At 45.8% G+C, this 20,882-nt stretch carries 24 protein-coding genes and 1 riboswitch; of the genes, 4 read left to right on the plus strand and 20 right to left on the minus strand.

Annotated elements, in window-relative coordinates:
• Positions 1–17: 17 nt before the first annotated feature.
• The 6 genes from QRD89_RS10275 to QRD89_RS10300 form a co-directional block, all read right to left on the minus strand.
• Positions 18–950 (minus strand): YpdA family putative bacillithiol disulfide reductase, encoded by a 933-nt coding sequence (locus QRD89_RS10275; RefSeq protein WP_051348880.1) that lies wholly within the window; start codon positions 948–950, stop codon positions 18–20.
• A 152-nt stretch (positions 951–1,102) separates the two neighbouring features.
• Positions 1,103–2,383, minus strand: coding sequence for a Glu/Leu/Phe/Val family dehydrogenase (locus QRD89_RS10280; protein ID WP_286095187.1), 1,281 nt, complete (start codon positions 2,381–2,383; stop codon positions 1,103–1,105).
• A 129-nt stretch (positions 2,384–2,512) separates the two neighbouring features.
• Positions 2,513–3,457: a D-alanine--D-alanine ligase gene (locus QRD89_RS10285; protein ID WP_008638618.1), complete on the minus strand. Its 945-nt coding sequence runs from the start codon at positions 3,455–3,457 to the stop codon at positions 2,513–2,515.
• Between the two features lie 127 nt (positions 3,458–3,584).
• Positions 3,585–4,166, minus strand: a complete 582-nt coding sequence (locus QRD89_RS10290) for a genetic competence negative regulator (RefSeq protein WP_286095188.1) — start codon at positions 4,164–4,166, stop codon at positions 3,585–3,587.
• Between the two features lie 134 nt (positions 4,167–4,300).
• Positions 4,301–5,200, minus strand: coding sequence for a MerR family transcriptional regulator (locus QRD89_RS10295; RefSeq protein ID WP_286095189.1), 900 nt, complete (start codon positions 5,198–5,200; stop codon positions 4,301–4,303).
• A gap of 68 nt (positions 5,201–5,268) precedes the next feature.
• The gene (locus QRD89_RS10300; RefSeq protein WP_286095190.1) at positions 5,269–6,057 is read right to left on the minus strand and encodes a metallophosphoesterase; all 789 of its coding nucleotides are present in this window, start codon (positions 6,055–6,057) and stop codon (positions 5,269–5,271) included.
• Positions 6,058–6,205: 148 nt separating this feature from the next.
• Between QRD89_RS10300 and QRD89_RS10305 the strand changes: the two genes are divergently transcribed.
• The 3 genes from QRD89_RS10305 to QRD89_RS10315 all read left to right on the plus strand — a co-directional run bounded on the left by QRD89_RS10305 (position 6,206) and on the right by QRD89_RS10315 (position 7,335).
• Entirely contained in the window at positions 6,206–6,427 is a 222-nt protein-coding gene (locus tag QRD89_RS10305; protein WP_008638623.1) for a spore coat associated protein CotJA, read from the plus strand.
• The gene (locus QRD89_RS10310) at positions 6,424–6,690 is read left to right on the plus strand and encodes a spore coat protein CotJB (RefSeq protein WP_026577340.1); all 267 of its coding nucleotides are present in this window, start codon (positions 6,424–6,426) and stop codon (positions 6,688–6,690) included. Before QRD89_RS10305 ends, QRD89_RS10310 begins: the two co-directional genes overlap by 4 nt.
• 75 nt (positions 6,691–6,765) lie before the next feature.
• Positions 6,766–7,335, plus strand: coding sequence for a manganese catalase family protein (locus QRD89_RS10315; protein ID WP_286095192.1), 570 nt, complete (start codon positions 6,766–6,768; stop codon positions 7,333–7,335).
• A gap of 101 nt (positions 7,336–7,436) precedes the next feature.
• Here the strand turns inward: QRD89_RS10315 and QRD89_RS10320 are convergent, their stop codons facing one another.
• The 4 genes from QRD89_RS10320 to QRD89_RS10335 are packed head-to-tail and all read right to left on the minus strand — an operon-like array spanning position 7,437 to position 10,887.
• Positions 7,437–7,748, minus strand: a complete 312-nt coding sequence (locus QRD89_RS10320; RefSeq protein WP_062513529.1) for a hypothetical protein — start codon at positions 7,746–7,748, stop codon at positions 7,437–7,439.
• Positions 7,741–8,337 carry a CPBP family intramembrane glutamic endopeptidase gene (locus QRD89_RS10325; protein WP_008638629.1) on the minus strand — a complete coding sequence of 199 codons (597 nt, stop codon included), beginning with the start codon at positions 8,335–8,337 and terminating at the stop codon, positions 7,741–7,743. Before QRD89_RS10325 ends, QRD89_RS10320 begins: the two co-directional genes overlap by 8 nt.
• Positions 8,327–9,838, minus strand: a complete 1,512-nt coding sequence (locus QRD89_RS10330) for a RecQ family ATP-dependent DNA helicase (protein WP_286095193.1) — start codon at positions 9,836–9,838, stop codon at positions 8,327–8,329. The genes QRD89_RS10325 and QRD89_RS10330 overlap by 11 nt, the downstream gene beginning before the upstream one ends.
• Positions 9,835–10,887: a YpbB family protein gene (locus QRD89_RS10335; protein ID WP_286095194.1), complete on the minus strand. Its 1,053-nt coding sequence runs from the start codon at positions 10,885–10,887 to the stop codon at positions 9,835–9,837. The genes QRD89_RS10330 and QRD89_RS10335 overlap by 4 nt, the downstream gene beginning before the upstream one ends.
• A 130-nt stretch (positions 10,888–11,017) precedes the next feature.
• Here QRD89_RS10335 and QRD89_RS10340 point away from each other — a divergent pair, with 130 nt between their 5' ends.
• Positions 11,018–11,266, plus strand: a complete 249-nt coding sequence (locus tag QRD89_RS10340; protein WP_008638633.1) for a ferredoxin — start codon at positions 11,018–11,020, stop codon at positions 11,264–11,266.
• 42 nt (positions 11,267–11,308) lie between these two features.
• Here the strand turns inward: QRD89_RS10340 and QRD89_RS10345 are convergent, their stop codons facing one another.
• From QRD89_RS10345 to resA, 10 genes are all read right to left on the minus strand, one after another.
• Positions 11,309–11,749, minus strand: coding sequence for a helix-turn-helix transcriptional regulator (locus QRD89_RS10345; protein ID WP_026577337.1), 441 nt, complete (start codon positions 11,747–11,749; stop codon positions 11,309–11,311).
• Between the two features lie 81 nt (positions 11,750–11,830).
• Positions 11,831–12,919, minus strand: coding sequence for a hypothetical protein (locus QRD89_RS10350; protein WP_286095195.1), 1,089 nt, complete (start codon positions 12,917–12,919; stop codon positions 11,831–11,833).
• Entirely contained in the window at positions 12,912–13,448 is a 537-nt protein-coding gene (gene sigX / locus QRD89_RS10355; RefSeq protein ID WP_026577335.1) for an RNA polymerase sigma factor SigX, read from the minus strand. The genes QRD89_RS10350 and sigX overlap by 8 nt, the downstream gene beginning before the upstream one ends.
• A 100-nt stretch (positions 13,449–13,548) precedes the next feature.
• Positions 13,549–14,073, minus strand: coding sequence for an ECF transporter S component (locus QRD89_RS10360; RefSeq protein ID WP_286095197.1), 525 nt, complete (start codon positions 14,071–14,073; stop codon positions 13,549–13,551).
• A 6-nt stretch (positions 14,074–14,079) separates the two neighbouring features.
• Positions 14,080–14,481, minus strand: coding sequence for a DUF4430 domain-containing protein (locus tag QRD89_RS10365; RefSeq protein WP_286095198.1), 402 nt, complete (start codon positions 14,479–14,481; stop codon positions 14,080–14,082).
• A gap of 148 nt (positions 14,482–14,629) precedes the next feature.
• A riboswitch (cobalamin riboswitch) is annotated at positions 14,630–14,806 on the minus strand.
• A gap of 49 nt (positions 14,807–14,855) precedes the next feature.
• A complete protein-coding gene (locus QRD89_RS10370; RefSeq protein ID WP_286095199.1) occupies positions 14,856–16,634 on the minus strand; it encodes an ATP-binding protein in 1,779 nt (592 codons plus the stop codon).
• Positions 16,634–17,350 carry a response regulator transcription factor gene (locus QRD89_RS10375; protein ID WP_008638645.1) on the minus strand — a complete coding sequence of 239 codons (717 nt, stop codon included), beginning with the start codon at positions 17,348–17,350 and terminating at the stop codon, positions 16,634–16,636. The genes QRD89_RS10370 and QRD89_RS10375 overlap by 1 nt, the downstream gene beginning before the upstream one ends.
• Before the next feature lie 78 nt (positions 17,351–17,428).
• Positions 17,429–18,616 carry a c-type cytochrome biogenesis protein CcsB gene (gene ccsB, locus QRD89_RS10380; RefSeq protein WP_026577333.1) on the minus strand — a complete coding sequence of 396 codons (1,188 nt, stop codon included), beginning with the start codon at positions 18,614–18,616 and terminating at the stop codon, positions 17,429–17,431.
• A gap of 18 nt (positions 18,617–18,634) precedes the next feature.
• Positions 18,635–20,266: a cytochrome c biogenesis protein ResB gene (gene resB / locus QRD89_RS10385; protein ID WP_286095200.1), complete on the minus strand. Its 1,632-nt coding sequence runs from the start codon at positions 20,264–20,266 to the stop codon at positions 18,635–18,637.
• 29 nt (positions 20,267–20,295) lie between these two features.
• Positions 20,296–20,847, minus strand: a complete 552-nt coding sequence (gene resA / locus QRD89_RS10390) for a thiol-disulfide oxidoreductase ResA (RefSeq protein ID WP_026577331.1) — start codon at positions 20,845–20,847, stop codon at positions 20,296–20,298.
• Positions 20,848–20,882: the final 35 nt, after the last annotated feature.

A 20,882-nucleotide genomic window follows, 5' to 3' on the forward strand; every position in this document is an offset into this window, starting at 1 on the left:
GCCCTGAGGCTCCTTTTTTATTTCTTATTAATGATGGATGAAGCGATGCGACCGCCATGGTGGCGACCGTTCTCAATAAAAATCTCGTTGTTGTTATAACCGGCAGCAATAACACCTGCAATGTATATTCCAGACACATTTGTCTCCATTGTGTCTTCTTGGAAGGCCGGACGCCCTGTTTCTTCATCCATCTCCACGCCCATTCTTTGAAGGAATCCGTGATCAGGACGGTACCCGGTCATAGCAAAGACGAAATCGTTGGCTATGCGTTTCTCTTCCCCGCGGCACTCATAGACGACTTGATCCTCCGTGATTTCTTTTACGTCGGCACAGAATTCCATATCGACGATCCCTTTCCTTACAAGGGCTTCAAATTGTGGTAAAATCCAAGGTTTAATACTTTTTGAATATTCTTCTCCTCTATAAAGGACTGTTACCTCCGCACCGCATTTCTCCAGTTCAAGCGCTGCATCTGCAGCTGAGTTCTTTCCACCGATGACAACGACCTTTTTCTTGAAATAAGGATGTCCTTCCTTGAAATAATGCATGACTTTAGGTAGCTCTTCCCCTTTGACACCCATGAAATTCGGCTGATCATAATATCCGGTAGCAACAATGATGTTATTCGTTTGGTAGACGTTGTTTTCCCCTGTGTTTGTTTCCGCGTTTACAACGAAGCCCGTGCCTGACTGTTCAACCGTCAACACTTTTTCGAAGGTGTTTACGCGCAGATCCTCTCTGTCTGCAACGGCGCGGTAATAAGCAAGCGCTTCGTTACGTACAGGTTTCTGCCTTTCGCTGATGAACGGAATATTTCCTATCTCCAGTTTCTCGCTGGAGCTGAAAAACGTCTGATGCGTCGGATAATGATAAATGGAATTAACGACATTTCCTTTTTCAATAATTAGTGGATCGATTCCATGTTTTTTTAATTCGATGGCTGCGCTCATTCCGCACGGCCCACCGCCTATTATAATTACATCTTCATTCGGTTGTTGCACAATGAAACACTCCTCTTCCAATAACCTGGACCTGATGACACTTAACATAATAAAAAATCTCCTACCATATTATGATAGGAGATTGTTCGATTAGAATCAACCTATATCCATCCTCTGAACCTTGATGCTTCGGCCATTTTACGCACGCCGACCATATAAGCAGCCAGCCTCATATCCACACGTCTCGTCTCGGCTGTACTGTAAACATTGTCAAAGGCCTTCACGATAACCTTATGGAGTTTCTCTTCCACTTCCTCTTCCGTCCAATAATACCCCTGGTTATTCTGTACCCATTCAAAGTAGGATACGGTTACACCACCTGAGGATGCAAGGACATCGGGAACGAGAAGGATGCCGCGTTCAGATAAAATTCTCGTAGCATCGAGCGTCGTAGGGCCATTAGCAGCTTCTACTACGATAGAAGCCTTAACATTATGTGCATTATCTTCTGTAATCTGATTCTCAATCGCTGCAGGAACCAGAATGTCGCAGTCAAGCTCCAGGAGCTGTTCATTGGTAATGGTATTCTTAAACAGGTTCGTTACCGTACCGAAGCTGTCCCGGCGGTCAAGCAGATAATCAATATCCAGCCCATCCGGATCGTGCAATCCGCCATAAGCATCAGAAATACCAATCACTTTTGCGCCACGATCGTGCATGAATTTGGCAAGGAAACTTCCCGCATTACCAAAGCCCTGAACGACTACGCGTGCGCCTTCTACACTGATACCCTTCTTCTTGGCTGCCTCTTCTATACAGATGGTTACTCCCTTGGCCGTTGCGGTTTCTCTGCCGTGTGAACCGCCTAGCACCAATGGCTTTCCTGTGATAAACCCTGGATTATTGAATTCGTCAATACGACTGTATTCATCCATCATCCATGCCATGATTTGAGAGTTAGTAAATACATCCGGTGCAGGAATATCTTTTGTCGGACCTACAATTTGACTGATGGCACGTACATAACCGCGACTGACTCCCTCGAGCTCCCGGAAGGACATTTCACGTGGATCGCAGATGATGCCGCCTTTACCTCCACCATATGGCAAGTCGACGATGCCTGCCTTAAGACTCATCCATATAGATAAGGCTTTCACTTCTTTTTCGGTGACATTCGGGTGAAAACGGACTCCGCCTTTCGTTGGTCCGACAGCATCATTGTGCTGCGCTCGATAGCCTGTGAAAATTTTGATCTGATCATTATCCATACGAACGGGGATACGGACCGTCATCATTCGTACAGGTTCTTTCATCAATTCGTAAACTTCATTTGGATATCCTAATTTATCAAGTGCTTTCTTGACCACCTTCTGTGTGGACTTCAACACGTCTAGTTTATCATTAGTTTCATTTGCAGAATCTGCTGGCTTATCGGCTACCATCCATTTACCTCCTATATCCATCCATTCGATTAGGGCTCATCTTTCAGTGATTAGTATACACCTTCCACCTGGTTAAGAAAAGATGGAAATACAGCTTTTCTCCTAATTAACCAAATAAAAAGAAAGCGATTACACCTTTTTCTTCTCCGTGGCTCCGGAAAGGTCTACGAACTTCTGAATCAGATCATCATAACTCCAGCCCACCGCCTGGGCAGAATCAGGGAAAAGGCTCGTCGGTGTCATTCCAGGAAGTGTATTAACTTCGAGTATTACCGGCTCATTCCTTTCATTAATAATGAAATCGACCCGGGAGTAGACATCGCACCCCAACAGCTGATGTGCAAGAACCGCATGCTGCTGAAGCTTTTCTGTCAAAGCATCTTCCACTTTGGCAGGAACAATATGCTCACTTCCACCTGGCTTATATTTTGAATCAAAATCATAATAATCATTCTTAGGTATAATCTCAATGACAGGGAGCGCCTGTTCCTTCCCTTTCTTTCCGATAACCGGAACCGTAACTTCCCGTCCACTGATGAAATCTTCCACCAATATATCAGTATCTGACTTTGCAGCCGTTTCAATAGCACCTTTTATCTGTTTTTCTTCTTTTACAATCGTCAACCCAAGGGTAGAACCTTCCTGATTCGGCTTAATGACGAAAGGAAGTTGGAATTCCTTCTTAATCTCCTCTTCGATTTTATGAAAAAGGGTTGAATCCCTCACGTCATACGCCACACTCTTCGCTGTGTGAAGTCCGTTCAACGAAAACAACTGCTTTGATTTTGCTTTATCCATGGCAAGAGCGGAGGCTAGGACTCCTGAACCTACATAAGGAAGTTCCATCATGTCGAGCACGCCCTGAATTTTCCCATCCTCTCCGAAACGTCCGTGAAGCCCTATGAACACAAGATCTACATCCAGATCAAGGACCTCGTTTATTCTATCAGGAGAAAAATCCACGGAAACCACTTCGTGCCCTTTGTTCTTCAGGGCGTTAATGATTCCTTTACCTGTCGATAAGGACACTTCCCGTTCTCCGGAAGTTCCACCATATAAAACCGCTATCTTCATGCTTTACACTCCATTTCCAACTACAATAATAATAGTTTGATACCGTTTTAATCTTAACACGTCCAACGTGTCTGCTTCTATTAAAAATAAAAAGAACGAAGCTTTTAATAAGCATCGTTCCGACAAATCAGGAAAAGTGTATGAATAATGTTTCACACGCCTGACCGTCCATAACCAGCTTCCCGTATTCCATCAGCCGATGGGAAGTAGCTGCAGAAGCAGACGCAAACTCTGACAACAGTGCAATTGCCTGGTCCTGATCCAGATGTAAAATATCTTCATCCTGAAGCAGCATATAGTAATTTTCATTATAATAATAAACGCTACCGCCTGTCACGCCCAGCTGATAGAGTTGTATACCGGCCTGGATCACATCCTCGAAATCATCGAAAGAAAACATCATTTCTTTACTTTCGTCCAATGTGACTTTCATTTCAAAATAATCTTCGTCCTCTTCCAAGTCCAGCGATTCTGTTCTGGTCACGACCACAAGCATCCCCTGCGCCTGTAATAGGTACACCTGAACAAGCAGCACTCCGGTAAGTTCCAAACCGAGCTCGATCCCCGCATCATACATCATGTCACTAAATATTCTGTGTACCCTCGGGAGGTCGTTCCACAGCTCTTCACGTGACAAACCTCTATCCATTAAATCATCAAACGTCAAAAATATCTTAAACTTCTCATTCGTCATTCTTTCCACTCGCACATGATCGCCCCCCTGCCACAATGTGTGTTATCTATATATTATGATGTACGTTCCGATTATGGCACCTTTTTTCAAATTATATCCGGCACAGCAGGAAGGGCCGGCCGCTTTCTCCAGAGAATTCATATCTCTGTTCAATTATCTTTCAGCCAAGCCTCCCATGCTTTCTTTGAATTCCCAACAATGAACGGCTCTATCCGCTTCTTATCCAACTCAGAAAGGCGATCATAAGCATACCCGCCGAGGCCGATGACAAGATCAGGGTACTGTTTCTGAAGAGATTCCGCCAAGCGGACGGTTATTGGTATGTTCTTCTTAAGCGTACAGGACATGAACATATATTTAGGCTTAATTTCATCAATCACGATATCAATATCTCCGCCGGCTATACTTTGTCCAAGGAATACGACATCATAGCCTTTACGCTTCAGAAATAAAGCAAAGATAAGCAGCCCTAATTCGTGACGCTCATTTGGTCCGCACACAAGCAGCGCCTTAGGCAGCATGCTGTCCGTCGGTATAGATAAAAGCATCATGCCGATTCTGGACCTGATAAACTGACTCGCAAAGTGTTCGTGCGCACTTGTTATTTTGTTGTCTTCCCACAAATCCCCAATGTTAATGAGGATCGGGCCGATAATATCAATAGCGACTGTTTCCGGAGTAAAAAGACTAAAAGCATGATCGAGATGTTTTTGTGCATCATTCTCACTAAAGGAAAGCAGGGCGTCAAGCAGATCATCTCCGAGCTTTACCAACTGTTTGCTATGATCTCTGTTATCTGTATCCACCACTACTTCCTGATTGCTCTCAAGAAGCGAGACAGCCTGGGAAATGGTAAAACCTCTATCCACTTTCTCCATCAGCCATTTTAATATCCTGATATGCTCTTCTGTGTACAGCCTGTGTCCTGCTTCATTCCGTGAGGGGCGGATCATTTGATAACGACGCTCCCATGCACGCAGCGTACCCGGTTGAATGCCGAGCCGCTGGGAAACTGCTTTTATATTATATTTAGGTCTCGCCGTATCCATCTCGCCCCACCTGTCCTTTTTCTCTATTATATAAGAAGGAAGAATAACGTGTAAAATTTGTCTATTCTCTATATCTTTTCCCTGTAACCCTTCGCAGCAGGAAGAATTTGAATGGAATGCAGCTCCGCTCTCGTTCCGAGTCTCAACGGTAAAGCGGAGGTCCCGTATCCTTCACTGACCAGGTTCATTTGTTCTGCCGAACCTGCCCATCCACCTCTCTTGTATGGACCAAGTCCGAATAGACGAACCTGCCCGCCATGGGTATGTCCGCTGAGGACGAGGGAAAAGCGTGCTTTATTTTCTTCGTGCATCCGATGATACACATATGGATCGTGGATGCAGAGGATAGAGAACACGTCTCCTGGATCCTGTCGAAACGAGCGTGGCCCTGTACCAAGGTAATAAGGATCAAGTCCTCTCAGCAAAATACGTCTCTCATCATTTATTTTTATGACTGCATCCTCATTCGACAATGTTTGGACGCCGAGGGCAGCCAGTTCTGCAATGATTTTTTGACCATGATATTCATGATCGTTGTTACCAGGAATGAAATAAACAGGAGCCCCTGCCTTTTGCAGAGTCTGAACATTCCGGACTAATTTCTCCCTTGATGTTCTCTCATCGACGAAGTCCCCTCCTATAATAATCAGCTCCGGCTGAGGATACTTTAGAAGAGATCGTTCAAGGATTCGCCGATTATGTACATCGGAAAGAAATAAGAGTTCCAAAGGCTTCTCATATGAATAAGCAGCTAACTTCACTTCTTTTCTCTCCAACCGGTCGTTAAAGGCACTGTGAACCATGAAGAGGAGAATGACGACCATTCCTAATACTGCTATAGATAATATCCACCACATCTTGGGTCCCCTCCTCGAATTATGGAAGTTAATCGTATCACAAATCGCTCAAGGATAACATGAAATGGTTTATAAACTTCTCCATGAATCTTCATAGGACAAGTATCCCTGGACATATCTATGAGAGGTAAAGGATGTGATGAGTGGAATGTACACCCCGATTAAATGTTACCAACCGTACCACAGTCCGAATGACCCCTGCCCCCCGAGAGGGTATGCATGTTATCAAACCCCTCCTAATTTGTATTTAGGTTTTCAGCCTCCCAACCTACCGCAGTTCTCTCTGCAGGAGGCACTATACAAAGGGACTTTATGGCCTGTTCTCTTCGATCCTTACCCTACGCCTCTGCCGCAAGGAGGGAAACAATGAATCAGGCACCTCAAACGGATCCACGTGCCCAAATGATGGAACAGATTCAAATGGTCGATTTCGCCCTCGTCGAACTGACGCTTTACCTGGATACGCATCCGAACGATACCCAGGCGATCCAACAATTCAATCAGCTTGCTGTCCAAAGCAGAGATTTAAAAGCCGCTTATGAACAACACTTCGGACCACTGCGTCAATTCGGCGGCAGCTTCTCCGGATACCCTTGGAATTGGAAAGACAGCCCCTGGCCGTGGCAGGTATGAAGAATAACCACAGTTGGAAGGGTGGGTGGGTCATCCCTCTCCTTTCCAGCGACTTAACCTAAAAGGAGTGGTGGTATGTGGTATTACGAAAAAAAACTCCAATATCCAGTGAAAGTTTCCGAATGTAATCCGAGACTTGCCAAGTATTTGATCGAGCAGTATGGAGGCGCCGACGGGGAATTGTCTGCTGCTCTTCGTTACTTAAATCAGCGGTACACCATCCCGGATAAAGTTATCGGTCTGCTGACGGATATCGGAACGGAGGAATTTGCACACTTGGAAATGATTGCAACTATGGTCTATAAATTGACAAAGGATGCGACTCCCGAGCAGATGAAGGAAGCCGGTCTCGGTGCCCACTACGCCAATCATGACCATGCGCTTTATTATAATGATGCGTCCGGCAACCCATGGACTGCTACATATATAGCAGCAAAGGGGGACCCGATTGCTGACTTATACGAGGACATCGCTGCAGAAGAAAAAGCACGGGCGACTTATCAGTGGATCATTAATATGTCTGATGATCGTTGCCTTAATGACAGCTTGAAGTTCCTGAGGGAAAGGGAAATCGTTCACTCTCAACGGTTCCGGGAAGCAGTTGAAATACTGAAGGATGAACGCGACCGTAAGAAGATTTTTTGAGGAGTGACTTAGTCACAAAGCAAAAAATCCGGATCACCTCCAAGTCTTCGAGAGAAGACTATCATAAGGTGGTCCGGATTAAATTATTGCAATCCTCTTACTTAAGGTGTTCTGTCCACAGTGACTTTTTGATGCTGGTACTCCGGTTGTGAGGGGTCCAGGATGGAGTGTTCAAACCACTGGTCCCAATACGGATAAGACAGCCATACACAGATGAGTATTATAAATACGAGCAGAAGGAAACGGATCCATAGGGTACCCACTTTCCACTTTGTTTTGGACTGTTTGGAATCATGGGTATCTCTTCTCGGTGGGAGGTTCAGTACGTCAGGTTCTGTCTCCTGGAACTGTTCCTTTTCCGCATAACTTCTCAATTGCTCCGCTTGATCCTTTTCTTTCAATTTATCACTCACTTCCTCCACCCCATTTGCCGAAACGGATCGATAATGCCAATATTAGATCAATAATAAAATGGGCGGTAATCGTAACCGTGATGCTCCCTGTCCATTCGAACATATAGCCAAGCAGAAAGCTTACGAATAACACAGACAGGAGCAGCACTATTTTATTCCAATAACGAATATGCATCAGCGCAAAGAGAACGCTCGCAATAATATAACCGAACTGGGTATGCAGTACGCCGCGAAACAAAAGCTCTTCACTAATGGCTATAAGCAGGGTCAAAGCCACAATACCTGCTACGGACCTTGTTTGGAATACCTTTACATTAATACCGCCATCATCGTACATCTTTTCAGGTAAACTATACATGAGAATAAAATCGATGAGAAGTATCAGAAGTCCCGGGATGATCCCGAAATAGACCCATGTATGTAATTCTACATAAAACAGCTTCCTCCACTCCGCTTGAAAGGAATCGAAAAGAAAGAAGCTTCCTGCCAACGCGAGAAGGAGGAGGACGAGCTGAGTAAATACTAATTGAACCGTAACTTCCCGATCACTCATTTCATGAATGATTTCCGCCTGGCTTTTACGATTCATGAGACGCCTCTATTTGAAACACGCTTTTCAAACGATCCAACCAGCTGCCGGCACCCAACACACGACTATTCACATCAAATCTAACACTATCTATGTGAAACCCACAGTTATCACAACAGGGCACATTTGGTTCCCGGTACCCTGATTGGAACGGACGGTACAGACTTTCACGCCGGCAGCCAGTGACGTGCAGCCAGCTCAACATTTCCTTAAGTTTATATTGCTTATACTCCAGGCGTTGACGTAATATCCGCTTCAACTCGAGGTGAAAGGAAGACGGTACATCGCTGATTCTTTGATTGTTCATCCACCCGTTTTCCTCTAAGTGATACTTTATAAAATTCCATTGTGATTCCGAGAGCTGATAGGCTTCCATCATCAAAGTATCCTCCACAGAAACAGGACGATTCGATGAATGGAGGACACGCTCAATATCCGCTTCTGTCGGGAGCTCACCTTGTATAAGCAGCTGTGGAAGGTGGTGATCACGAGGAGTATGCAGGACAAGACTTACAGAAGCTTCCCCGTCACGGCCGGCCCGACCGATTTCCTGTATGAACGATTCCAGTTGGGAAGGGAGGTGAAAGTGAATGACAAGGCGGATGTTTCCTTTATCCACCCCCATGCCGAATGCACTTGTACAGCATATTACATCCAGCTGATCATTCATGAACTGCTGCTGAACAAGCATCCGGTCCGTTTGATCCATACCACCGTGATAGAAAGCCACCCGCTTGTCAACCCTCTGCCTAAGCTCAATGGAAACTCTTTCCGCCCATTGCCGGCTCGAAAAATAGATCATGGTTGGAGCATGATTACTATTTAATAGATCTACGATCCTGTCCACCTTATCATCCGGTTTCTCATAGGACTCCACCGCCAGACTTATATTCTGTTTATCCATAGGAAAGATTCGTTTTTTCATGTTTGGAAGATTCAGCTTATCCATAATATCCTGCTGTACCTCCGGGGTTGCCGTTGCACTGAGGGCGAGAACGGGTGGATTTCCGATCTCCTCGATCGTCCGGTGCAGTTTCATATAATCGGTCCGAAACTCATGGCCCCATTGAGAAATACAATGAGCTTCGTCAATGACGAACAACGTCACATTCGTGCTGTCCAACCGCTCTTTAAGCCGTTCATTCTGCAACATTTCCGGCGAGATATATACGAGTGAAAAGTCAGAAAGGCGTTCCAATGTTCTTATTTTTTCCTGACGATCCATGAAACTGTTCAGGGCTGTCACATCTTTATAACCGGCTGCCTTCAACTGTTTAACCTGGTCAATCATGAGGGAAATAAGCGGAGAAACAACGATCGCTGTTCCACCTAGCAGCTTGGCAGGGAGTTGATAGCACAAAGACTTACCTGTACCCGTCGGGAGAATCCCAAGAACATTTTCGCCGGCAAGAATATCCCTGATCACTTCTTCCTGCCCCTCCCGGAACTGCCGGAAACCGAAGTAATGTTCCAAAGCTTTAGTCAAATCCAGTGTCGTCATAAAAGCTTCCTTTCTTTATAAAAATGCTGGGCCACTGCCAGAGCAAGCCGCAATTGAAAGTAGTCGTACTTTCCGTCTAACGCTTCCTTTATGCGCTTAAGCCGTTTTGTATCCAAACGTTGTGCGACCATGATAATCTCCTCTACCTCTGCTTTTCTCATGAATGGCTCAAAGCGGAAGGAAGAATCCACCAATGCCGCTTCCACGACATGATCCTGGATGGTGCTCTTCTTCAAACGCCGCAAAGAGACGATGTCGTCCAAACTGTATCCCTGCTCTAAATAATGGTACGTCCGTTTTGCTGATTCTGTCACCAAACTTGTGCCGCCGAGCCCTGTTTTACAGGAGGAAAGGATGGGAAAGCTTTCTTCGGTCACCTGATAGAGACGATAGTACATATGCTCAAGACAAATCCTTACGTCCATTTCCGTAATCTTGAACTCCCTGGCAAGCTGTTCCACTGTCAGTCCAATCACTCCACCGCCTGTCATGCGGTATGTGAATATACCAGCTTCCAGACTATGGCAGGTATTCAGTATCACCTGCAGTTCATCGAAGAGGTCATGAGTTGTCCTGTTGAGCTTCCCCTTTTGACCTGCATACATACGCTTCACCCACTGTTGTACCTCAGGATCGTCCACAATCGGCACAAAGGATGAAATAGAAGCGTTTATATTCGTCCACGTCTGTATCAATAAATTCAGTCGCTGACGGAATACATGGATAATGGTGTGTTTTGCCATCCCATCAAATGCAGTAAGAAGAGGGCCGGCATACTCTTCCAACGCTTTCTTCCCAGGCACTGTCAAAACGGGATAAGCATCGTTTTCCATCCGGATACAGCCGCCACGCTCCAGATTCCCTATTTCATTATCCAGCGACTCTCTTTCTAAATCTGTATATACGGCAAAATAATTGTCCAGACGATACCCTTTCGCATCCTGCATCGTTTGGGAAGATCGCTTCCCGGTCAGCAGGTGAAAGATCCCGGAAACCGTCCGCTCGCCTCTAAGTTTCTCTATACATGTCAACAGTAAGTATTGAAACACGATTTCCCCTCCTTCCTGTATCCGGTCAGGTGCTTCCTATTGAAAAGTATATAAGCTGGATTTACAATGAATGGTGTACTTATGTAAATCTGTCTATTTAATAATCGTTTGGACAAAGGAGGATTTCACGGTGGCTAAGTTCACTATTGTGGACCAGGATACGTGCATCGCATGCGGGGCATGCGGCGCAGCTGCACCTGACATATATGATTATGATGATGAGGGAATTGCTTATGCAGTACTCGATGATAACAAAGGATCGTTCGAGGTCCCGGAACTGTATGAAGAAGATATGGAAGACGCTTTCGAAGGGTGTCCGACAGATTCAATAAAAATTGCCGACACACCCTTTGACGGAGACCCTTTGAAACACGAATAGTTTGCAGCCCCTCCCGATATCGGCAGGGGCTTTTTTTTACAGTTAAGTCCAACGGTCGAGAGTCATTTCTGCTTCTGTACGATCCACACTGGTGAAACGTCTTCCTGTATTATAGTCACTAATCCGGTAATGGCCGCTTACAGCGTGCTGCTCCATGACAACACTGCCTTTCTCCTCCAAAGGCTTCCAGTACCATTCCTCTTGGCGAGAAGCTTCCCACTCGTACCGTTGATGCGCAATAGTCAATGCCGTTTCCAGCGGGGAATCACCGCAGGCTGCTTTTAAAACACTACTTCCCGGAAACAGTGCGATGACGGCCACTACGGTCGTCCATCCCGCTAAAATACGCCCTTTTTCAATCTGCACGAGCGTTTTTTTCGAGACACCGATGATCACCGCCATTCGATCTTGTGTGTAGCCCTGTTCCACACGTATCAGTTTTATCTTATCGGAGATGATTGCTATCAACTGTTCTTTGTCCATTCCCATCTTCCCCTTTTTGATACTTCCATTTTAACATGATTCATCGCTGTCCACTATCTGCAGGGCTTTGACTATTGACCATCAATTCGGAGCGAGAAGATTAATAACCTCAGGAGTAGGTATAGGGTGACGAAAATCGTAGGCACCTTTCTCTCGTTCCAGGCCGCTGAACTTCACTTCCCGATAACCGGCCGAAAATGCCGTTGCAAGCAAAGCATCCACCATTTCCCTTCTTTCCCTTTCATCCTTGAAGGCATGGTGATCTACATCAAGATACAAACGCTCTTTATCTTCCTTAATGACGGACAAACGAACATGATCTGGAATTGGAGACTCAAGCTGCGGAAAAGGAGCATTCTTTCCCATCTCTGTAAGGAGATCCGAAAAGTCTGCATCATCATCTGCTTGTACGGGAGTGAGCAGCGATTTTGTGGAAGCATCATAGTGATAAATAAGAAAATAATACGTTTCTTCTGAAACTACAGGCAGTTTATCGGTTATACCATAATTACCGATGGCAACCTGTTTCCCGTCAGAAGTCTTCACGTCAACGGAATCTGAGGCATATCCGGATAATTCCCACCTCACACTTTCCACGACAGACCTAGCCCATGAACTCCCGCTGACTTGATAGTTCTCAGGAAATACCGCTCTCGCTTTCCCATTCTCTTCATCTATCTCGTAATCCACTTCAGGAACGGTACGCGGAGAAAGTCCGAAAGTGTCTGGGTCCACTCTCGTTTCTTCGGAAGCGAGTGTGATTGGAATGACGAACTCTCCATTCCTGTCCGGGAAGGCCTGCACCCTCATCCCGGATTTGCGGGTATCTGCAACCAGTGACAGAGTATGTGTCGGCATATCCAATCCAGATCCTTCCAAAACGGGTGGTAATGGGACAAACTCCCCTTCCCTCGTGTCTGTTTGCTGTGCCCCTTGTTCAGGAAGGGGATGCAGGCTTTCCTGAACAAACGGAAGAGAGACTGCAAGGAGAGAGAGAACGGTAAGAATAGATAATAGAGGAACAATCCGGTGCCGCTTCTTCCTCACACCACGATTTATCCTTCTTTCAACAGCGCGGTACACCTCCCCCTGCTCCCTTTTGTCTTCCAAAGAAGGTAACTGATAAAGCCACTGCTTCACATCCTGGTCTGATATTTTTTTCTTACTCAATGTCTCCTCCTCCTTCCCTCGCTTTTTCTATATGGGTTCTCAAGGCTTTCATACCACGATGCTGCGTCGTTTTCACTTTGCTTTCACTGAAAGAAAGAGCCTCTGCTGTTTCCTGAATGGACATTCCCTGCATATAGCGGAGTATGAGCACACTCCTCTGATTAAAAGAACACTTATCCAAAGCTCTGTACATTTCCTTCACCTCTTCGTTCATTACAGCCACTTCCTCAGGCAGAGGGAGACCATCGCGTAAGCTCTCCTTATTCTTCGTCCAATCAAATGTTTCTATAATACGATCCCTTTTTCTCTTCTGCTTCCGAAAATAGTCGATGGCCACGTGACGGGCAATGGAAAGCAGCCACGTCTTTTCTGAGCTTTGCTTTCGAAAGGAATGATAGGATTTTATGACACGTATGTACACTTCCTGCACGAGATCTTCTGCAACAGCACGGTCCTTGACCATATAGATAAGAAATTGAAATAAATCCCGGTGATGTTGCTTATACAGTTCATCAAAGAACGATTTCAAAACAGTACCCCCTGAATCACCTATGTATATAGTCGTAACAAATAGGTAATCGTTACACTACCTATACTAATACGAAAAAAAAAGAAAAAGCTACCCTGTTCTAGGGCAGCTTTCCTGCTGGGTCCAATCTATGGTTTGTTAATGGGTAACGTCTGAACAACCGTCCTAATACAGGAGCCATAACAATCAGAAAAACAGTGTTTGAAACCGCATGATTGATGTCCATAGGAATCCCTGCCAGATAATAGGCCCAGAAGGGCTGCCCTGCGACATGCATCGTGAGAGACAGGACAAAGCCATAGAAGATACCACTCAAAAAACCATATACAGATAACAACCATACCGGAAGCTTAGGAAAAACCTTACCTAAGATACCTGCTCCGACACCGATTAAACCCCAGGCTGTTATCTGCCATACGGTCCACATACCCATGCCGAGGAGGAGGTTGGAAGTCAGTGTCGTTACGAAAGCAACCAGTACACCTCCAACTGGACCCAGCCAAAATCCGGCGATGATAATAATCGCCGTTACAGGCTGAACATTAGGAATATTGGCAAGAGCCATTCGGCCCGCAACAGCTAATGCTGACAGCATGGCAATCAACGTCAGTTTATATGTGTTCATAGTTGGTCATTCCCACGCATGATAATCGAAGGTAACCTGATCTCCATCTTTCAATTCATAATCTTCTGCGCCGACTTGACCTTCTTCTCCATTGACGGTGTACATCCATGCTTTCTTTTCATCGCCTCCAACACCTTCAATGGAGTTGATGAATCCTCCGGACTGTTCCACTTTGAAATTGTCCTCCATCACCTGCATCAGATTCGCACCTTCTTCGGCAGTAATCGATTCAGAAGCAATTTCTTCGGCACCATTATCTTGTGAAAGCTCCACCTCTACGGTAATTTCCTGTTCCTGCTGTTCGGTCGTTTCTGCACTCTTTTCTTCATCTTCCTGCGCGCCGCATCCTGCCAAAACACCGACGGCAAGGAAGGCCGCCATCATCAGGCGATACCATTTCTGTAACATTTTTTTCTCCCCTTCTGTCTTTTTGAGGGTTTTGAGTAGCCACAAATAAGAGCCTGCCCCTGTTGGGACAAGCTCTAAGACGAACCAATAGAAGCGGGACTGGCCGCCATTCACCGATCGGTTGCCTCAAATACTCAATCCTCGAAGTATTGAAACGCGAGATCAGGCAGGTCTACTGACTCGTGCGTCATCCTTCCAAGGCTCCTTCCCGTTATCCACAGTGGATCCACCTTTTCGTCGGCACTCACAGTTGCGAGGACAGTTCCGGTTTCCTTACCGGATTCCCATTTTAAGTCTTTCAGACACCTGAATTCTCATTTTATACAGTTCCTTTTTAAGCGTACACGAAACCGTCACAATTGGCAATAAGGGGATTACCCATGAATGAAAGGGATGTGGAAGGTAAAGGTCGTCCCTTCCCCAAGCCTGCTGTGGACGCTGATCTCTCCGTCGTGCCCCTCGACGATGTTCTTTGCAATGGCGAGACCGAGACCGGTTCCTTTCTTATAATCCTTCGTTTTTCGCTTCCTGGATTTGTCCGCCTTATAGAAGCGTTCAAATACAAATGGCAGGTCTTCTTCAGCAATGCCCATACCGCTGTCGTTTACCGAAGCGACCCAGTCATTCCCGTCTGGAACGACCGTCACATTTACTTCTCCGCCTTCTTCCGTGTGGCGGATGGCATTATCAATCAAGTTCGTGAACACTTGTTCAATTCGATCCGGATCAAAGGTAAGCCTGCCGAGTTCAGGAGCAAGATCAAGCGTAAGGTTCACCTGTTTATCACCTGCCAGACCACTGAACTTCCGGATAATCTTCTGCATATACGGTCCCATTTCGATCGTATCATGAGCGAGCTGAATATGCCCCGCTTCCATACGGGCCAAATCCAGCAGCTCGTTGACCAATCTGCCGATCCTGAGGGATTCATCATGAATGATCTGAGCCAGCTCGTTTTTGTCTTCTTTAGTTTCTGCAATATCATCCACAATTGCCTCGCTGTATCCCTGAAGCATAGAAATTGGAGTGCGTAGTTCGTGCGAAACATTCGCTATAAAATCTTTACGAAGCTTATTTAGTCTCCGTTCTTCCGTCATATCACGCAGAACCGCGACGGCTCCACGAACCTTTTCCCTGTCATAGAGAGGGGTCATAATGATCACCCATGAGCGACCTTGTACGGATACTTCCACCATGGATTCATGTTCCTCTGTTATAACACTTTGAAAGAGCTCTTTTAAAGGCTCCGGCAGACGAAGCTCCTCTTCCTTATCCCGGGACGGATCCCGTTCGAAATCAGCGGCTTTCAAATACTGCTGGGCTGGAGGGTTCGTTATGAGCACATCTCCTTGACGATTGATGGTTATGACACCGTCCGCCATGGAACGCAGGATCCCTGAGAGTTGTTCTTTCTCTTGATTCAAAGCATTAATATGAAATTTCAACTCTCTTCCCATCCGATTAAAAGCCATGGCAAGCTCGCCGATTTCATCATGCGTTCGGATCGGAATTTTCGTATGAAACTCTCCCTTAGCGAGTTCCATAGCTCCCTTTCTCATTTTAATAAGTGGAGCCGTTATTCTCGTAGACAGGAAAAAGGCAAAAATTGTAGTTAAAATAATCGCGATCCCTGCACCAAGAAATATGATTTTCGTCGTTTGCTCTGACGTCTCTTCGACCGTATCGAGCGATTGATAGACAAAGACCGCTCCAGAGCTATTCTCAAGAGGTGTTCCAACTACCATCACACCGGAGGCATGCTCCTGCATATCTGCAATCTTTTTGACGTCTTTACCGTTTTCCATAACGGCCCGAAGTTCAGGGTCCTTCCGAAACCACGCATCATCAAGCTGCGGCATCGCTTCGGATTCACTTTCAGCGAAAAGACTGTCGCCGGGTCCCCAGACAATGACTGCGCTGCTCGCTGGATCTTTAACTAAAATAGTCGATGAAAGCAGAAGGTCTTCATCAGATTCATAACGGTCGACAACTTGAGAGATCTTGTCGGCTGTCTGAAGCAGATCGCTTTCCGCTTCGAGTATGTGATAGTTTTGGAAGAACTCAAGCAGCAGAATGGTAAGGATAAAAAGGACGAAGCATACAAGCAGGAGGATGGTGAACCAGAGTTTCCCGACAACACTCCGCCAAAACATCAGTCTCCGCTGACCTCGAACTTATATCCGATTCCCCAAACAGTCACAATCATCCCTGCAGCTTCCTGAGAGACTTTACTCAGCTTCTCCCTCAGGCGTTTGACATGGGTATCCACCGTTCTTAAGTCACCAAAAAACTCATATTGCCATACTTCCTTCAACAACTGCTCGCGGTCGAAAACCTTGTCTGGTGACTGCGCCATAAAATGCAACAGCTCGTACTCTTTCGGAGTCAGGGAAACTTCCTCCCCTTCCGCAGTCACCCGGTGGGCATCATTGTCGATAGTCATATGCGGAAACACCAATACATTTCTCGCCTGCGTATCTGTTTCCAGGAATTTGGTCGAGGATGCTCTCCGCAACAATGCCTTCACACGCAAAACTACTTCCCTCGGACTGAACGGCTTGACTATATAATCGTCTGTACCGACCTCGAATCCTTGAACCCGGTTGGCTTCTTCACCTTTTGCGGTAAGCATGATTACTGGAGTAGCTTTTTTCTCTCTTAATTCCCGACATACATCTATCCCGTCTTTTCCGGGAAGCATTAAATCGAGTAAAATGACGTCATAATCATTGTTCAGCGCTTTTTGCAGAGCTTCTTCTCCATCCTCTGCTTCATCGATCTCGTAGTGCTCTCTTTCCAAATACATGCGGATCAACCGACGGATACGCTCTTCATCATCAACGACCAGTATTCTTGCTTCTTGTTCCATGTTACCTACCTCCGACTGTATATTCTAAGTTAGACAAAGGGCAGGCGGGACATTTCGTCCCCCTGCCGGGCTTCTCGTTTACGCATACGAATGTAAACCGGATATAATTAAATTCACAGCAATGAGATTAAACATAATAATACCAAATCCTCCGACAGCAAGCCAAGCGGATTTCATTCCCTGCCATCCCCGTGACAAGCGAAGATGCAGATAGGCTGCATAAAAGAAGAAGGTGATCAAGGCCCACACTTCTTTAGGATCCCAGCCCCAAAAGCGATCCCACGCCTGCTGTGCCCAAATCATGGCGAAAATAAGCGCCCCGAGTGTGAAAACCGGAAATCCAATCGCTACGGCCCGGTAGGAAACTTCGTCCACGACCTCAGGATTCACCTTGTTTAACAAAGGCTGAATACTTGCTGCAATCCGTTTTCTCAGAATGATCCGTGCCGCCCAATACACAACAAGACCTCCGAGAACTGCCCAGATAAAGGTATTTAATTTTTTCGCAGCGTCTTCTCCTCGCATCCACTCCGGTACTTCAAAGAGCGGCCCGAAATTGTCACCGGATACTTTTTCTCCACCGGAAGGACCAGCGATCGCCGGCATGTAGTAGACAATTTCCTTCACCTGACCCTCAACCGGGGCTTCAAACGTCGTTTCGTGTCCTATAGCATTGAAGGTAGAGGAAAGGACAATAAAAGCGATAGTGGTTGCGATAATATAAATAACAAATTCCAGCCATGTGGTATGTTTCGACCGCCTTGATTGATCGACCTGCCTTATAAGAAATATTAAACCGGCAACAAAGCTGACGGATAAAATCCCCTGTCCAAGCGAAGCCGTCGTCACATGGATGTATAACCAATGTGACTGAAGGGAAGGAACCAGTGGTGATATCTCCGTAGGAAACATACTGGCGAACGCAATCAGAAGCAGCGCGATCGGCAGTGCGAACAATCCCAGCAGATCCAACCGATAGATGAAATATAAAACAATAAACGCAAAGACGAGCATCATCCCGAAGAAGGTGGTGTACTCGAACAAGTTACTTACCGGTGCATGTCCGCTTACCATCCATCGTGTAATGAAATACCCGACCTGAGTCAGAAAACCGATTACTGCGAGGGTGATACCAATATTCCCCGCTAGTTTACTCCGCCCTTTCTTCTTGTCTCTAATCGTTCCTGCAAAGAAAAAAGTTGCGATCAAATAGATAAAAAAAGCTGCATACAGCAAATTGCCGCTAATCGTCGTCAAGTCCCCCATATCCATCCTCCTGACTATCTATGATTTCATTTCATATTGGTCTTTCGGTGATTCTATGTTGGTTCCTTCGATGGCTTTATCGATCTCCATTCTCAAAGCGTACCAGTTTTTGTTTGTATGTCCGGAAACCCATACCCCGTCTTCACGCGGTTGCAGCCAAATACGGCGGTGGTTCCAATACATACCCTGGATGACACCAATCATGAAGATGGCACCGCCGAGGGCAATGAGCCAAAGCGTGTGGTCTTTCTTTACCGTTAATCCGGTGACGTCCCGAACATCGAAAGCTGTAAGACCAAGTTTATACTGATTGTCCCCTCCGGCGTCAATGTTTGCACCGATCCCGAGGAAACTCGTCTCCGGTTCCGTCTCGCCGGGAGGATAAACATGAAAGACAAAAGCAGGGTTTCGTGGATATTTAGATGCGGACACCGGCTCCCCGTTCTCCATCTCATAATCCGGGAAGTAGTTGGCAATCTCCACACGATAATCTCCAACTTTGTATTCCGAAGCAGGTGCTGTCAAATCCACAGTGAACTCCCCGTAATTGGTTTCGTCATCGTCTTTATCATGAATCTTGAAGCTCATCTCTTTAAACTCATCCAGTTGATAACTTGCCTGATAAAGCGCATAATCATCGAATTTCAGCGGATTGTTCATCGTAGCGGCGCCTTCTTTCAACTCTTTCAGCTCCGGTTCCGCACCGGTAACACCCTGATTCGTCCGCTCATAGATGACAGCATCTGTCCGGAAGGTCTTTGGAATGGCACCTTCCTGATTCTCCAGCGCTTCTTTAAACCTGGCATCTTCCGGATTATCTTTATCATAAGTTTCCAAGGTAAACGCTTCATTTTTAATGTAAAACTGACCATCTGTACCGTTGATCAGTGCCGTTTCCCCTTCCCGTACCCATATGAAATCATCGACATACAAAGCAGGTACGAAGCGTAAAAGCGCTCCCAGCAAGAAAACGATTAAGCCGATATGGTTGACATAAGGTCCCCATCTGGCAAAGCGGTTTTTTTCAGCGAGCAGATGACCGTTTTCCTCTGTAAGCTTATAACGGCGTTTCTTTAAATTCTGCTTGAATAATTCCGTGTCGATATCATCCCGAACCGTCTCTCCGAAAATACGCTGTTTCTTCATGAATAGTTCATGACGTTTCGGTTTCTGTCTCTTCAAGGTTTTATACAATGGGAAGAAGCGGTCGATACTCGCGATAATGATCGATATGCCGATCATGGCAATCAGAAGCATGTACCACCAGGACGAAAATAAATCGTGGAATCCCAGCTGGTAATAAATCTGACCGAACATTCCATATTGGTCACGGTAGTGTGTACTTGGATCTACGTTTTGCGGTATGTACATTTCTTGAGGGAGTATCGTGCCGACAGCAGATGCAATAACAGTAAGGAAGATCAGCCAGACTCCGACTTTTACAGAAGAAAAGAAATTCCAAATCTTATCAATGATCGTCCTGTTGTAGGTCTTCGAACGACGGGCGCTCCCGTCATACCTCATGTTGAGCAGCTCTTTCTGATCATTGCCATCAATATGTTGATTCTTCTCGACAGGTTTTCCGCAGGACTCACATAACACAGTCCCTTCCGGATTCACATGCCCACACTCACAGGTAATTTCGTTCATTAACAAAACCTCACAATATCGTGTAAAATCTACTCCTCCGGCGTAATCCTCTTCAGGTAACCTTCCAATTTATCCAACGTCAATGGACCAATTACCTGTTCTTCAATATCCCCGTCTGGTGTGATGAATAAAGTGGAAGGAAGGGGGTTTATATTATACAATTCCATAACCTGCCCATCCTTATCTCTAAGAATCGGGAAAGTAAGATTATATTGGTTGATAAACTTATCTACTACGAGATCGGTGGAATCGAGATTGATCGCCAATATCTCCACACCTTTTTCCTTATATTCCGGATACAGTTCCTGCATATAAGGCATTTCCTCTTTACAAGGACCACAAAAGGTAGCCCAGAAGTTTATCATAACGCCTTTACCTTCCAGTTCGCTTAACCGGACGGTTTCCTCTGTTCCAAATTTTTTCAATTGAAAATCAGGCGCCTCTTCCCCCTTGGCGATAACTTCCTTATCTTCCTTCCCATTTGCAAAGATGGCAAAGACGACAAGACCAGCCATGACCAACAGCATAAACGAACGAAAGAGTAAGCGCTTTTTTTTCTTGGCCAATGTCTTTTCCTTCACTTTATCCACCCCCAGATTATTATACCATTGAATGG

Source organism: Halobacillus sp. ACCC02827, from assembly GCF_030291935.1.
Lineage (GTDB): Bacteria > Bacillota > Bacilli > Bacillales > Halobacillaceae > Halobacillus.

What these genes read in the sequence shown, in the direction of transcription:
- QRD89_RS10275 (WP_051348880.1), bottom strand. Translation starts at nt 950, where the DNA reads ATGAGCGCAGCCATCGAATTAAAAAAACATGGAATCGATCCACTAATT.
- QRD89_RS10280 (WP_286095187.1), bottom strand. Translation starts at nt 2,383, where the DNA reads ATGGTAGCCGATAAGCCAGCAGATTCTGCAAATGAAACTAATGATAAA.
- QRD89_RS10285 (WP_008638618.1), bottom strand. Translation starts at nt 3,457, where the DNA reads ATGAAGATAGCGGTTTTATATGGTGGAACTTCCGGAGAACGGGAAGTG.
- QRD89_RS10295 (WP_286095189.1), bottom strand. Translation starts at nt 5,200, where the DNA reads ATGGATACGGCGAGACCTAAATATAATATAAAAGCAGTTTCCCAGCGG.
- QRD89_RS10300 (WP_286095190.1), bottom strand. Translation starts at nt 6,057, where the DNA reads ATGTGGTGGATATTATCTATAGCAGTATTAGGAATGGTCGTCATTCTC.
- QRD89_RS10305 (WP_008638623.1), top strand. Translation starts at nt 6,206, where the DNA reads ATGTACACCCCGATTAAATGTTACCAACCGTACCACAGTCCGAATGAC.
- QRD89_RS10310 (WP_026577340.1), top strand. Translation starts at nt 6,424, where the DNA reads ATGAATCAGGCACCTCAAACGGATCCACGTGCCCAAATGATGGAACAG.
- QRD89_RS10315 (WP_286095192.1), top strand. Translation starts at nt 6,766, where the DNA reads ATGTGGTATTACGAAAAAAAACTCCAATATCCAGTGAAAGTTTCCGAA.
- QRD89_RS10325 (WP_008638629.1), bottom strand. Translation starts at nt 8,337, where the DNA reads ATGAATCGTAAAAGCCAGGCGGAAATCATTCATGAAATGAGTGATCGG.
- QRD89_RS10330 (WP_286095193.1), bottom strand. Translation starts at nt 9,838, where the DNA reads ATGACGACACTGGATTTGACTAAAGCTTTGGAACATTACTTCGGTTTC.
- QRD89_RS10345 (WP_026577337.1), bottom strand. Translation starts at nt 11,749, where the DNA reads ATGGACAAAGAACAGTTGATAGCAATCATCTCCGATAAGATAAAACTG.
- QRD89_RS10360 (WP_286095197.1), bottom strand. Translation starts at nt 14,073, where the DNA reads ATGAACACATATAAACTGACGTTGATTGCCATGCTGTCAGCATTAGCT.
- QRD89_RS10365 (WP_286095198.1), bottom strand. Translation starts at nt 14,481, where the DNA reads ATGTTACAGAAATGGTATCGCCTGATGATGGCGGCCTTCCTTGCCGTC.
- QRD89_RS10370 (WP_286095199.1), bottom strand. Translation starts at nt 16,634, where the DNA reads ATGTTTTGGCGGAGTGTTGTCGGGAAACTCTGGTTCACCATCCTCCTG.
- QRD89_RS10375 (WP_008638645.1), bottom strand. Translation starts at nt 17,350, where the DNA reads ATGGAACAAGAAGCAAGAATACTGGTCGTTGATGATGAAGAGCGTATC.
- ccsB (WP_026577333.1), bottom strand. Translation starts at nt 18,616, where the DNA reads ATGGGGGACTTGACGACGATTAGCGGCAATTTGCTGTATGCAGCTTTT.
- resB (WP_286095200.1), bottom strand. Translation starts at nt 20,266, where the DNA reads ATGAACGAAATTACCTGTGAGTGTGGGCATGTGAATCCGGAAGGGACT.